13 protein-coding genes and 1 pseudogene are annotated in these 12,950 nt (G+C 67.5%); 5 read left to right on the top strand and 9 right to left on the bottom strand.

The genetic code is table 11. The features are described 5' to 3' along the window. Positions 1-82 precede the first annotated feature (82 nt). The 3 genes from BX604_RS30125 to BX604_RS30115 are packed head-to-tail and all read left to right on the top strand — an operon-like array spanning position 83 to position 5,259. Complete coding sequence (locus BX604_RS30125) at positions 83-1,357, top strand: MFS transporter (RefSeq protein ID WP_098554478.1); 1,275 nt, start codon at positions 83-85, stop codon at positions 1,355-1,357. Between the two features lie 55 nt (positions 1,358-1,412). Further along, positions 1,413-2,177 (top strand): 2-keto-4-pentenoate hydratase, encoded by a 765-nt coding sequence (locus BX604_RS30120; protein WP_098554477.1) that lies wholly within the window; start codon positions 1,413-1,415, stop codon positions 2,175-2,177. Positions 2,178-2,217: 40 nt separating this feature from the next. Further along, the gene (locus BX604_RS30115) at positions 2,218-5,259 is read left to right on the top strand and encodes an FAD-binding and (Fe-S)-binding domain-containing protein (protein ID WP_098554476.1); all 3,042 of its coding nucleotides are present in this window, start codon (positions 2,218-2,220) and stop codon (positions 5,257-5,259) included. A 15-nt stretch (positions 5,260-5,274) separates the two neighbouring features. On the opposite strand, the gene BX604_RS30110 is transcribed toward BX604_RS30115, so the two are convergent. Continuing rightward, entirely contained in the window at positions 5,275-5,874 is a 600-nt protein-coding gene (locus BX604_RS30110; RefSeq protein WP_257146463.1) for a LysR substrate-binding domain-containing protein, read from the bottom strand. Between the two features lies 1 nt (position 5,875). On the opposite strand from BX604_RS30110, the gene BX604_RS30105 reads away from it, so the two are divergent. Next, a complete protein-coding gene (locus BX604_RS30105) occupies positions 5,876-6,076 on the top strand; it encodes a DMT family transporter (protein WP_098554475.1) in 201 nt (66 codons plus the stop codon). 21 nt (positions 6,077-6,097) lie between these two features. On the opposite strand, the gene BX604_RS30100 is transcribed toward BX604_RS30105, so the two are convergent. The 7 genes from BX604_RS30100 to BX604_RS39180 form a co-directional block, all read right to left on the bottom strand. Next, a complete protein-coding gene (locus BX604_RS30100; protein WP_098554474.1) occupies positions 6,098-7,003 on the bottom strand; it encodes a LysR family transcriptional regulator in 906 nt (301 codons plus the stop codon). 61 nt (positions 7,004-7,064) lie between these two features. After that, positions 7,065-8,309, bottom strand: coding sequence for an acyl-CoA dehydrogenase family protein (locus BX604_RS30095; protein WP_098554473.1), 1,245 nt, complete (start codon positions 8,307-8,309; stop codon positions 7,065-7,067). A 38-nt stretch (positions 8,310-8,347) separates the two neighbouring features. Continuing rightward, entirely contained in the window at positions 8,348-9,106 is a 759-nt protein-coding gene (locus BX604_RS30090; RefSeq protein ID WP_098554472.1) for an SDR family NAD(P)-dependent oxidoreductase, read from the bottom strand. 7 nt (positions 9,107-9,113) lie between these two features. Next, positions 9,114-9,878 (bottom strand): SDR family oxidoreductase, encoded by a 765-nt coding sequence (locus tag BX604_RS30085; protein WP_098554471.1) that lies wholly within the window; start codon positions 9,876-9,878, stop codon positions 9,114-9,116. A gap of 67 nt (positions 9,879-9,945) precedes the next feature. After that, positions 9,946-10,977 (bottom strand): phosphotransferase, encoded by a 1,032-nt coding sequence (locus tag BX604_RS30080; protein ID WP_098554470.1) that lies wholly within the window; start codon positions 10,975-10,977, stop codon positions 9,946-9,948. Between the two features lie 20 nt (positions 10,978-10,997). Then, positions 10,998-11,672 carry a histidine phosphatase family protein gene (locus BX604_RS30075; protein ID WP_098554469.1) on the bottom strand — a complete coding sequence of 225 codons (675 nt, stop codon included), beginning with the start codon at positions 11,670-11,672 and terminating at the stop codon, positions 10,998-11,000. A gap of 79 nt (positions 11,673-11,751) precedes the next feature. Then, positions 11,752-11,928 carry a hypothetical protein gene (locus BX604_RS39180; protein ID WP_179894910.1) on the bottom strand — a complete coding sequence of 59 codons (177 nt, stop codon included), beginning with the start codon at positions 11,926-11,928 and terminating at the stop codon, positions 11,752-11,754. Here BX604_RS39180 and BX604_RS30070 point away from each other — a divergent pair. Next, positions 11,885-12,037: pseudogene (locus BX604_RS30070) on the top strand (DUF3309 family protein); the annotation flags it as partial. The gene BX604_RS39180 and the pseudogene BX604_RS30070 overlap by 44 nt on opposite strands. Before the next feature lie 29 nt (positions 12,038-12,066). Here BX604_RS30070 and BX604_RS30065 read toward each other — a convergent pair. Further along, positions 12,067-12,747: a hypothetical protein gene (locus BX604_RS30065; protein WP_098554468.1), complete on the bottom strand. Its 681-nt coding sequence runs from the start codon at positions 12,745-12,747 to the stop codon at positions 12,067-12,069. Positions 12,748-12,950 lie beyond the last annotated feature (203 nt).

The following is a 12,950-nucleotide window of genomic DNA, read 5'->3' as shown; positions in this document are numbered from 1 at the left end:
GGCCGCGCTGCGGCCGCAGCAAGCCGGACCCAGAGCCGGCGCGGCCGCAGTGGCAAGCCAGACAACATCAAGGAGACGCAACATGAAGCTGTTCCGAGCGACCAGCATCGTGCTGGTGATGCTGTGCGTGATGTACTTCATCACGTACCTCGATCGCGTGAACGTGAGCACGGCCGCCGCCGGGTTCAGCCGGGAGTTCGGGCTGAACCGGACGGAGATCGGCCTCGTGTTCTCCGCGTTCGCGTATCCGTACCTCGTATTCCAGATCATCGGCGGCTGGGTCAGCGACCGCTTCGGCGCGCGCCGCACGCTGCTCGCCTGCGGGCTGCTGTGGGCTGTCGCGACACTGCTCACCGGGATGGCCGGCGGCCTGATGTCGCTGCTCGCCGCACGGCTGCTGCTCGGGCTCGGCGAAGGCGCGACGTTCCCGGCCGCGACCTCGGCGATGTCGCGCTGGGTGCCGCGCGAGAAACGCGGCTTCGCGCAGGGCATCACGCATGCGTTCTCGCGCGTCGGCAATGCGGTCGCTCCGGCCGCGGTCGTCGCGGTGATGGCCGTGTACGGCTGGCGCGAATCGTTCTACATCTGCGGCGTGATCAGCATCGTGTGGGTCGCGATCTGGGCGCTCGTCTACACCGAACATCCGAAGGATCACCCGCGCATCACGCAGGCCGAGCTCGACGCGCTGCCGCCGCCGAAGCAGAAGCCCGCGACGGTGCCGTGGGGTCCGCTGTTTCGCCGGATGATGCCCGTCACGATCGTCTACTTCTGCTACGGCTGGACGCTGTGGCTGTTCCTGAGCTGGATTCCACAGTACTTCCTGCACAGCTACGACCTCGACCTGAAGAAATCGGCGATCTTCGCGTCGGCGGTGTTCTTCGCGGGCGTGATCGGCGACACGCTCGGCGGCCTCGTCACCGACCGCATCCTGACGCGCACCGGCAGCCTCAAGCGCGCACGCAGCTGGATGGTGTCGATCTGCATGCTGCTCACGCTGCTGGCGCTGTTGCCGCTGCTGTTCACGCACCACCTGTACGTGTCGATGGCGTGCCTCGCGGCCGGCTTCTTCTTCGCCGAGATGACGATCGGCCCGATGTGGGCCGTGCCGATGGACATCGCGCCCGAACATTCCGGCACCGCGAGCGGGATGATGAACTCCGGCTCCGCGCTCGCCGCGATCCTGTCGCCGGTGATCTCCGGCTACGTGATCGACCGCTTCGGCAGCTGGGAGCTGCCGTTCATCGGCAGCATGGTGCTGATGGGCGTGGGCGTGCTGCTCGCGTTCCGCATGCAGCCCGACAGCCGCTTCACCGAATCGAGCACCGAGCAACCCGCCGCCAAGCGGTCGCCGGCCTGATGCCTGCCAGGGCGCTGCCGGCATCACGGCGCCCGCCTCTTCCTTCTCGTCATCCATGACCCAGCACGCTACCCATGATCTGGCCGCCCGGCTCGTCGCCGGCTGGCAACACGGCATCGCGTTCACCGCGCTGCCGCCCGAACTGGTCCCCGCCAGCGCCGACGCGGCCTATGCGGTGCAGGCGCACATCCTCGCCGAACGCGGCGCCGCGATCGGCGCGTGGAAAGTCGGCGCGAAGCAGCCCGACGGACCGATCCAGTGCGCATCGCTGCCCGACGATTGCCGGCACGCGAGCGGCGTCACGCTGGCACGCGACGCGTTCCGGCCGCTCGGGCTCGAACTGGAAATCGCGTTCCGCTTCGGCCGCGCATTCGCACCGCGCGCCGCCCCGTATGCCGACGATGAAGTATTCGACGGCATCGCGCAGATGGGCGCCGCGATCGAGATCGTCGCAAGCCGCTATCGCGAATGGCCGCACGTCGCGCCCGCCGCCCAGCTCGCCGACCTGCAGAACCACGGCGCGCTCGTGCTCGGCGAGATGGCCGGCTATCGCGCCGATTTCCCGTTCGTCGCGCCCGGCCCGGCGTTCGCGTTCGACGGGCAGGACATCGTCGACACCGCGGCGGGCACGAACCCGGCCGGCGATCCGCGCCGCCTGCTGCCGTGGCTCGTGAATCACGCGGCGCGGCGCGGCATCGCGCTGCCGGCCGGCACCGTCGTCACGACCGGCTCGTACACGGGCATGTTTTTCCCGCCGGCCGCGGGCACGGCCGTCGGCCATCTCCCGGGATTGCCGCCCGTGAGCGTCACGCTTGCCTGATCGTCGCCCGATCCGTTCCCAACCGATACCGACCGCCGCCATGAAATCCGCCGTCTCGCCTTCGCTGGTTCGCCCCGTCCATCTCGTGCCGTCGCAAGGCGCCGTGCTGTCGCCGCTGTTCGCGCAGTTGCGCACCGAACTGCGCGGCGACGTCCATGCCGACCGCGCCAGCCGCGGCCGCTACGCGACCGACGCGTCGATCTACCAGATCATGCCGCTCGGGGTGGTCGTGCCGCGCGACCAGGACGACCTGCGGATCGCGCTCGACATCGCCCGCGACCGCAAGATTCCGGTGCTCGCGCGCGGCGCCGGCACGAGCCAGTGCGGGCAGACGGTCGGCGAGGCGCTCGTCGTCGACAACAGCAAGTGGCTGAACCGGATCGTCGAATTCGATGCGCAGGCGCGCACCGTGACCGTCGAGCCCGGCATCGTGCTCGATCACCTGAACGCGTGGCTGAAGCCTCACGGGCTGTGGTTCCCGGTCGACGTATCGACCGGCGCGCAATGCACGATCGGCGGGATGGCCGGCAACAACTCGTGCGGATCGCGCTCGATCGAATACGGCAACATGGTGCACAACGTGCTCGCAATCGACGCGATCCTCGCCGACGGCAGCGCGTGCCGGTTCGGCTCGCTCGCGCAGCCGGTCACCGACCGCCGCACGCTCGACCTGCTGCACGACGTCGAACGGATCGCGACGCGCGAGCGCGACGAGCTCGTCGAGCGCGTACCGAAAGTGCTGCGCCGCGTGGCCGGCTACAACCTCGACCTGTTCGACTGCCAGAACCCGCGTGCGTACACCGACGACGGCCATGCGAATCTCGCGCACCTGCTCGTCGGCTCGGAAGGCACGCTGGCCTACAGCCGGCAGATCACGCTGAAGCTCGCGCCGCTGCCCGCGCACAAGACGCTCGGCGTCGTGAACTTCCCGACCTTCTATCAGGCGATGGATGCCGCGCAGCACATCGTGAAGCTGAAGCCGGTAGCCGTCGAACTCGTCGATCGCACGATGATCGAGTTATCCATGGAGAACCCGGCGTTCCGGCCCGTGATCGAACAGGCGCTGGTCGGGCAGCCGCAGGCGATCCTGCTGGTCGAGTTCGCCGGCGAATCGCGCGATGCGCAACTGACGCAACTCGACCGGCTCGTCGAACTGATGGCCGATCTCGGCCTGTCCGGCAGCGTCGTGAAGATGACCGACGCCGGCGCGCAGAAGGCACTGTGGGACGTGCGCAAGGCCGGGCTGAACATCATGATGAGCATGAAGGGCGACGGCAAGCCGGTGTCGTTCATCGAGGATTGCGCGGTGCCGCTCGAACATCTCGCCGAATACACGCGCCGCCTGACCGAGGTGTTCCACAAGCATGAAACCGAGGGCACGTGGTATGCGCATGCGAGCGTCGGCACGCTGCACGTGCGGCCGATCCTCGACATGCGGCGCGACGGCGCGACGCGGATGCGCGAGATCGCCGGCGAAGCGGCCGCGCTGGTGCGCGAGTACAAGGGCGCATATTCGGGCGAGCACGGCGACGGGCTGTGCCGCGGCGAATGGGTCGCGTGGCAGTATGGCCCGCGCCTGAACGCGGCGTTCGCGGAGATCAAGCAGCTGTTCGATCCCGACAACCGTTTCAACCCGGACAAGATCGTCAATCCGCCGCGCATGGATGCGCGCGAACACTTCCGCTTCGCACCCGGCTATGCGGCGCTGCCGCTGCAACCCGCGCTCGACTGGTCGGCCTGGAACGTCACGCGCAACCCGCTGACCGGAGCGGAAACCGAACCGGGTAGCGGCACGGACATCACGCACGGGCTCGCGTCGGCCGTCGAGATGTGCAACAACAACGGCCACTGTCGCAAGTTCGACGCGGGCACGATGTGTCCGAGCTATCGCGTGACGCGCGACGAGCAGCACGTGACCCGCGGCCGCGCGAATACGCTGCGGCTTGCGGTGACGGGCCAGCTCGGTGCCGACGGCCTCGCCGGCGACGACGTGAAAGCCGCGCTCGACCTGTGCGTGTCGTGCAAGGGCTGCAAGCGCGATTGCCCAACCGGCGTCGACATGGCGCGCTTCAAGATCGAGGCGCGGCAGGCGTGGAACCGCAAGCACGGGACGACACTGCGCGAACGGCTCATTGCCTATCTGCCGCGTTATGCGCCGTGGGCTTCGAGGATGCGCGGTGCAATCGCGTTCGCGAACGGCGTGCCGGTCGTTGCGTCGGTGATGAAGCGGTGGATCGGTCTCGCGCCGCAACGCGCGCTGCCGGGTTTTGCGCGGCCGTTTCTGGCGAATGCGGGTGCGGGCGCGATGTCGGCGCCGGACGCTCAGGCCGGTTCGGCAACCCGCGACGTGCTGCTCTTCGTCGATACGTTCAGCAACTATCAGGAGCCGGACAACGCACGTGCCGCGCAGGCCGTGCTGGAAGCCGCCGGCTACACCGTGCATGTCAACGTGCGAGAAGGCGAACGGCCGCTGTGCTGCGGGCGTACGTTCCTCGCGGCCGGGCTCGTCGACGAAGCAAAGACCGAAGCGAAACGCACGCTCGATACGCTGCGGCCGTATCTCGAACGCGGTATCGCGATCGTCGGGCTGGAGCCTTCGTGCCTGCTGTCGATGCGCGACGAGTTTCTCGCGTATGGATACGGCGACGAATCGGCCCGCCTCGCCAGTCATGCCTTTCTGTTCGAGGAGTTTCTGGTTCGCGAGCAAGCGGCCGGCCGGCTGTCGCTGCCGCTGCGTGCGCTCGACGGAGCCACCGAGGCACTGGTGCACGGCCACTGCCATCAGAAGGCATTCGGCGCATTCACACCGGTGCAGACCGTGCTGGGCTGGATCCCGGGGCTGAAGGTGTCGCCGGTCGAGTCGTCGTGCTGCGGGATGGCAGGCAGCTTCGGTTACGAAGCCGAGCATTACGACGCGTCGCAGGCGATGGCCGAACTGTCGCTGTTGCCGGCCGTGCGTGCGCGGGCCGAAGGCGCGATCGTCGTCGCGGACGGGACGAGTTGCCGGCACCAGATCCACGACGGCGCGCAGACGCACGCGTTGCATGTGGCGCGCGTGCTGGCGCAGGCGTTGCAACCCTGATCGTCACCCACACATTCACGAAATCCACTCGGCGTGCAGCTGTTCGCTGTCGCCGAGATAGTCGAGCACCCAGTGCATGACCGGCGCCGTCTTCTGCGCATGCCACGCGACACAGCACGGGCTCGGCGTTTTCGGCTCGCACAGCGTCTTCTCGACCAGCCGCCCGGTTTCGACGAACGGGCGCGCGAGATGCAGCGGCATGTAGCCGATGCCGAGCCCTTCGACGAAACAGTTGATCGCGCGCTGCCAGTCCGGCACCACGAGCCGCCGTTGATTCGGCAGCAGCCACGTATCGCGGCGCGCAATGTCGCGCGACGTGTCTTCGAGGCAGATCGACGGGAACGCGGTGAGCACGTCGGCCGATAACGGCGCGTCGGCGCCGGCAAGCGGATGATCGGGGCTCACGAGAAAGGCCCATTCGATCGCGCCCATGTCACGAAAGCGGAATTCGCCGCCGACGGGCACAGCCGTCGTCGCGCCGATCGCGATATCCGCGCGCCCGGTGGCAAGCGCTTCCCACACGCCGTTGAACACCTCGATCCGCACGATCAGCTCGACGTTGTCGAAGTGGCGGTAGAAATCGGCCATCAATGCGTCGATCCGGCGGCTCGACACGATGTTGTCGAGCGCGATCGGCTATACGGCGTCACAGCTCGGCCTGACGACGGCGTTTACGATCATCGTCGCGACGCAGTTCGTCGTGTCGGCCATGCTCGATCATTTCGGCTGGCTCGGCGCGATGACGCGGCCGCTCGACATCACGCGCTTCGCCAGCATCGGCGCGATCGTTGCGGGGGTCTGGCTCACGTCGAAATGACCGCCGCCCGCCGCGGCTGCATCACTGCACCTCCCCCATCCCGCCCATCAGCGTCATCAACTGCTCCCGCAGCCACTGACTGCCCTGATCCTGATCGGCGCTGCGATGCCAGTAGCAGAAGTATTCGAGCCCCGGCATCTCGAACGGCAGTTCGAGAATCCGCGCCGGATAGCGCTGCAGCAGCCGCAGCGGCGCCGTCAGCGCGAGATCGCCGCGCATCGCGATCAGCGGCGCGACCATGTAGTGCTGCACGCGCATCTGGATGTTGCGGCGCAGCCCGAGCCGCGTCAGTTCCGCGTCGACGTGCCCGCTGCCCTTGCGGCGGCTCGACACGTGGATATGCCCCATCGACAGGTAGTCGTCCAGGGTCAGCGTATCGCCCTTGAACGGGTGGTCGTCGCGAATCATGCACGCATAGCGGTCGCGCACGAGCAGCGCCTGGTGCAGGTGCGGATCGGCGATCAGCGGTGCGTCGATCGCGATGTCGACGGAGCCGTTGGCGAGCGCGGTCGCGACTTCGCGGCGGTCCATCGTATAGCTGCGCACGTGCATGCCAGGCGCATGCGTCTGCAGCAGTTCGCCGAGCGCCGGCAACAGCAGCGCCTCGGTCAGGTCGCTCATGCTGAGCCGGAACACGCGTTCGGACGAAGCGGGGTCGAACACGTCCCCTTCGTGCGCGCTCGAATCGAGCAACTGCAACGCCTCGCGCACGCGGCCGACGATGTTCTCGGCCATCGGCGTCGGCATCATCCCGGCCGGCGTGCTGACGAACAGCGGATCGTTCAGCGTCTTGCGCAGCCGCGCCAGCGCGTTGCTGACGGCCGGCTGCGTGAGGTTCAGCACCTCCGCCGCACGCGTCAGGTTGCGCTTGTTGTAGATCGCCTCGAATACGACGAACAGGTTCAGATCAATCTTCGAAAGGCGCATCGCCGGATCTCCTTGCCGAGATCTTACGGCGCGCGCCGTTCGTTCGTCCACGTCGCGCCGCTCAACCGCGCGGCGGGCGCGTCAGGTACGGCTCGGTCGAGCCGCGCACGGCGTCCTTGATCTCCATGCGCGCGATCGCCTGCAGGTGCACCTCGTCCGGGCCGTCGGCGAAGCGCAGCGCGCGGCCCCAGGTCCACAGATCGGCGAGCGGCGTATCGGGGCTCAGGCCCATCGCGCCGAACACCTGCATCGCGCGGTCGCACACGTCCGTATAGACGGTCGGCACGAGCGCCTTGATCATCGAGATCTCCTTGCGCGCGGCCTTCGCGCCGACCTTGTCGATCATCCACGCGGCCTTCAGCACCAGCAGGCGCGCCTGGTCGATCTCGATGCGCGAGCGCGCGATCCATTCGCCGATCGTGCCGTGCCGGTTCAGCGGCTTGCCGAACGCCTCGCGCGACTGCGCGCGGTCGATCATCAGCTCCAGCGCAAGCTCCGCCGCGCCGATCGAGCGCATGCAGTGGTGAATGCGGCCCGGGCCGAGGCGCGCCTGCGCGAGCGCGAAGCCACTGCCTTCCTCGCCGAGCAGGTTGCGCGCCGGCACCCGCACGTTGTCGAACGTGATCTCGCAGTGCCCTTCCGGTGCGTAGTGGTTGACCACCGTGATGTTGCGCACGATCGTCAGGCCCGGCGTGTCGCGCGGCACGAGGATCATGCTCTGCTGCTGGTGCGATTCCGCATCGGGGTCGGTCTTGCCCATCACGATGAAGATCCTGCAGTTCGGATGCGCGGCGTTCGTGATGAACCACTTGCGGCCGTTGATCACGTAGTCGTCGCCGTCGCGCTCGATGCGCGTCGTGATGTTGGTCGCGTCCGACGACGCGACGTCGGGCTCCGTCATCGCGAACGCCGAACGGATCTCGCCGCGCAGCAGCGGCAGCAGCCACTGTTCGCGCTGCTCCGGCGTCGCGAACATGTGCAGCAGCTCCATGTTGCCGGTGTCCGGCGCATTGCAGTTGAACACTTCCGACGCCCAGCTCACGCGCCCCATGATCTCGGCGAGCGGCGCATATTCGAGGTTGGTCAGGCCCACGCCCGGCTCGTCGTCCTTCAGGTGCGGCAGGAACAGGTTCCACAGCCCTTCGGCCTTCGCGCGTTCCTTCAGCGCTTCCATGAACGACACGGGGTACTGCCCCGCATGCACTTCCTCGTTCCACTGCCGGATGCGCGGCACGATGTGCGCATCCATGAACGCGCGTACGCGTTCGCGCAGTTCTTCCACTTTCGGGGTGTAGCCAAAGTCCATGATCGACTCCTCGAGATTGCGTTTTCCGTTCGTTCGGTTCAGAAGGCCGAGACGCCGCCGTCGACGGCGACGGCCTGCCCGGTCAGATAGGTGTTGTCCTTCGCGCACAGCATCAGCATCGTCGCGACGATTTCTTCCGGACGGCCGAGCCGCTTCATCGGCGAGCCCTGCGCGAGAAAGTCCTGGCGCTCGCCGAGGTCGCTGTCGGTGACCATCGGCGTCGTGCTGTAGAACGGGCACACCGCGTTCACGCGAATGCCGTGGCGCGCGTATTCGAGCGCGGCCGTCTTCGTGAGCCCGATCACCGCGTGCTTCGACGCCGCATAGGCCGCCAGCTTCGGCGCGCCGCCGAGCCCGGCCATCGACGCGACGTTCAGGATCACGCCTTCGCGCTGCGCGAGCATCTGGCGAATCTGGTGCTTCATCCCGAAGAACACGCCCTTCGCGTTCACCGCGAAGCTCAGGTCGAGATCGGCTTCTTCGGTATCGATCAGCGCCTTCAGCGGCGGTGCGATGCCGGCGTTGTTGATGCCGACGTCCAGCCGCTCGAAGCCCGCGACCGCCGCCTTGACCAGCAACGCGACGTCGGCTTCGACACGCACGTCGCAGCGCTGCGCGATCACGTCGGCGCCGGCCGCGCGCAGCGGCGCGGCTACGCGCTCCAGCGCCGCTTCGTTGAGGTCGCCGAGCGCGAGCCGCGCGCCCATCGCGGCCAGCTCGCTCGCGAGCAGCGCACCGAAACCGCTCGCGGCGCCGGTGATCATCACGGACTGCCCCGCATAGCTGTCGAGTTTCATCGCGCGCTCAGATCGTCAGGCCGCCGTCGACGACGATGCATTCGCCGTTCGTGTAGCTCGCCGCGTCCGACACCAGATACAGCACCGTGCCGGCCATCTCGCGCGGCTCCGCGTGGCGGCGCAGCGGGATCTTCGCCGTCCAGGTTTCGTAGATGTCCTTGTCGGCGAACAGCGCGCCGGCGAACTTCGTCTTCGTGAGGCCCGGCAGCAGCGCGTTCACGCGGATGCCGAACGGCCCGCACTCCTTCGCGAACGCCTTCGTCATGTTGACGACCGCGGCCTTCGTGATCGAGTAGATGCCTTGGCGGTCGCCCGGCTGCAGCGCATTCACCGACGCTGTGTTGACGATCGCGCCGCCGCCGTTCGCCTTCATCAGCTTGCCGGCCTCGACCGACATGAAGAAGTAGCCGCGGATGTTCACGTCGACCGTCTTCTCGTACGCGGCGAGATCGGTGTCGAGGATGTGCCCGAAATACGGATTCGCGGCCGCGTTGTTCACGAGGATGTCGAGCCGGCCGTGCTTGCCGCGGATCGTCTCGAACGTCGCCGCGATATCCTCCAGCCGCCCGACGTGGCACGCCAGCGCTTCGGCGCGGCCGCCTGCCGCGATGATTGCGTCCGCCACCGTCTGGCAGTCGTCGATCTTGCGGCTCGACACGATCACGTGCGCGCCCTGCTCCGCCAGCAGCTTCGCGATTTCCTCGCCGATGCCGCGGCTTGCGCCCGTCACCAGTGCGATCTTGCCCGTCAGGTCGAACAGGTTCGTTGCCATGTTGCTGTGCTCCTCCATTGATATGTTTAACCGTGCCGCTGCGCGGCGGCTGCGGCGATACCGGTGTTCAGCGATGCGCGCCGATCACGTCCACGGCGAGTTCGGCCAGCCGGCCGGTCATCGCGCCGACGCGCAACGCCTGCTCGCTCGACGCATTGCCCTGCAGCGCGCGCGCCTTCACACCCTGCGCGATCGCCGCGAGCCGGAAGAAGCTGAAGGCCAGATAGAAATGCCAGTCGTGGATCGGCGCGATCCCGCGCAGTTCGCAATAGCGCGCGACGATCGCCGCTTCGTCGGGAATACCGAGTTCCGCGCGATCCTGGCCCGCGAGCCCGCGCACCTGGCCGCCCGTCGGCAGCCGCAGACACATGCAGAAATACGCGAGATCGGCGAGCGGGTTGCCGAGCGTCGACAGTTCCCAGTCGAGCACGGCCTGCACGCGATAGCCATCGCGCGCGAACATCAGGTTGTCGATCCGGAAATCGCCGTGGACCAGCGCGGGCCGGCCGGTGTCCTCGGGACACGCTTTCGGCAGCCAGTCGATCAGCGTCTCCATGGCGTCGAGGCGTTCCGTTTCCGCCGCGCGATACTGCTTCGTCCACACGCCGATCTGACGCTCGAAGTAGTTGCCGGGGCGGCCGTAGTCGGCGAGGCCCGCCGCGTCGACGTCCACATCGTGCAGCGCGGCCATCGTGCGCAGCAGCGCGTCGTAGCAGGTCGCGCGCTCGTCCTTCGGCAGTTCGGGCAGCGCCGGATCCCAGAAGATCCGGCCGTCCTCGAAGCTCATCACGTAGAACAGGCTGCCGATCACGTCGCGATCTTCGCAGAGGTGATACGGATGCGCGACCGGCACCGCGGTGCCCGACAGCGCGCTCAGCACGCGGAATTCGCGATCGACCGCATGCGCGGATTTCAGCAGCTCGCCGGGCGGCTGGCGGCGCAGCACGTAGCGGCCGCTCTTCGCGTGCAGCAGGAAGGTCGGGTTCGACTGGCCGCCGGCAAACTTCTCCATGTCGAGCGGGCCTTCGAAACCCGGTACGTGCGCTTCCAGATAGCGCGTGAGGCGGGCTACGTCGAGGGGCTGGGAAGGGTTCGTCATCGTCGCGATCGTTCGTGGAGTCAGCCGTAGGTGCGCCATGCGTGTCGTTCGGGATCCTCGAGATGCGGAATGCCGTTGAACGACGCGAGGTGGAACGCTTCGGCGTTGAAGAAAAACTGCGAAAGACTGCTGTTGCGGATCTGCAGGTTCAGCGCGATCGCGCTCGACGGCGGCGCGGCAAGCACCTGCTGCACGGTCACCGCGATCGGGCCGCCGGAGCTCACCGCGAGCACGCGTTGCGCGCCGCCGTGGCGGATCGCGGCGCGCGCGTCGGCGACGCGCTGCTGGAAATGCGTCCAGGTTTCGGGAGCCGCGTCGCCGAGCTTGTCGTCGGCCCACAGGTACAGCACCTGCCGGAGCGCGCGAAAGTGTTCCTTCATCGAGCCGGCCGCGAGCCGCGCGATCTCCGGATAGTCGCTGGCCGCCGCCGCGAACAGCCCGTGGAAGTCGTATTCGTTCAGGCCGGGATGGCGGTCGACCGGCGCGCCTTCACGGCCCATCCCGCGCAGGATCGCATCGACCGTCTGCGCATGCCGGTTCATCGTGCCGCAGATCACGCGGTCGAATGCGAGGCCCTGCCGCGCGAAGTATTCGCCGAGCCAGACGCCTTGCTGCTCGCCCGCGGCGGACAGCCGGTCGTAGTCGTCCGTGCCGAACGACGCCTGCCCGTGCCGTACCAGAAAGAGTTCAGCCATTGCGTGCCCTGTCCGCCCGAGTGAAACCGAAGGCCCAGCATAGCGACCGGGCCTGCATTTTTGAAATTTATTTTTTGAATCAGTCGGTATTCATTGCGTGAATTCCACCTGACCAGACAGTGCGCTTGCGCCGGCTTTCGCCCGCCCCGCTTCGCGGCACGCGGATTGCGAGCGCAACCACCGTCATGTCGAACACGTCCAGGAGGGGGGCGATGCTCGGTACGAGCCTGATCATCATCCTGATTCTGATGCTCATCGGCGCATTTCCTTCATGGCCGCACAGCCGAAGCCGGGGCTACTGGCCATCGAGCGCCGTCGGGATGATCGTCATCCTCGTCGTGATACGGGTGTCGCCGGGTCGCATCCAGGCGGGAAGGCGCGTGCCGTCGAACGGTCACGCGCCCGTCTCGCGCCCCACGCGCTCGAGCGGCGGCTCGAAACCCAGCAGCGTGTACTCCGCGACCGACACGGTCGATTTCCCTGCCGGCCCCTGCACGACGACCGCCCGCACCGCGCCGGCCCGGTCGAACTTCAGCCGCGTGCCCACCGTCGCCTGACGCAGCGCTTCCAGCTCCTCGACGCGCGCGATCGCCAGCTTGCGCACCGCGCCGGACACGTACACCGGCAGGAACACCAGCGCGATGAAGATCGACACCGTGTCCTTCGACACGCTGTCCAGCATCGGCTGGCCCGACAGCACGAGCGACAGCGACGTCGCGCTGACGAAGATCGCGAGCACCGTCGCGCCCGCGCCGAGCGACGAGAAGCGCTCGGCCGCCTGCTTGGTACGCGCCTTCACGAGCGCGCGCGCCGTCGCGGACGGCACGAGCCATTCGCGTTTCGCGCCATGAAACCCGGCGAACCCGAGCAACAGCGTCATCGCGCCGCTCACGAGCAGCGCGCCGGACAGCGTACCCAGCATCACGCACACGAATTCGAGCACGAACACGGTAACGAGCGGCACCAGCAGCAGCCGGAATGAATAGCCGTCGCGGCCGTGCCCCTGGATCCACCATTGCACCGGCGGCAGTTGCCAGAAGCGGCTGTCCCGGTGGCGTGAAAGTTGTTGTTCCATGTCCGTCCATTCCCGACGATGCGATACCGCTTCGTCACTTCATCATCGCTGCACCGGTATCGCTGCACGACCCTCCCGCATCATGCCGCAAGCGCTCGCGGAAAACCCGCAGCCCGTCCGCGCCTGCGCCCGGGTGCGGCGAAACCGAACACCTCAGGTTATCAATTGATCCAAAAGATTCAATAGACGATGCCTCCTCCGGC

The organism is Burkholderia sp. JKS000303, assembly GCF_002563755.1.
Lineage (GTDB): Bacteria > Pseudomonadota > Gammaproteobacteria > Burkholderiales > Burkholderiaceae > Burkholderia > Burkholderia anthina_B.
This window is presented reverse-complemented; position numbering and strand designations above follow the sequence as displayed.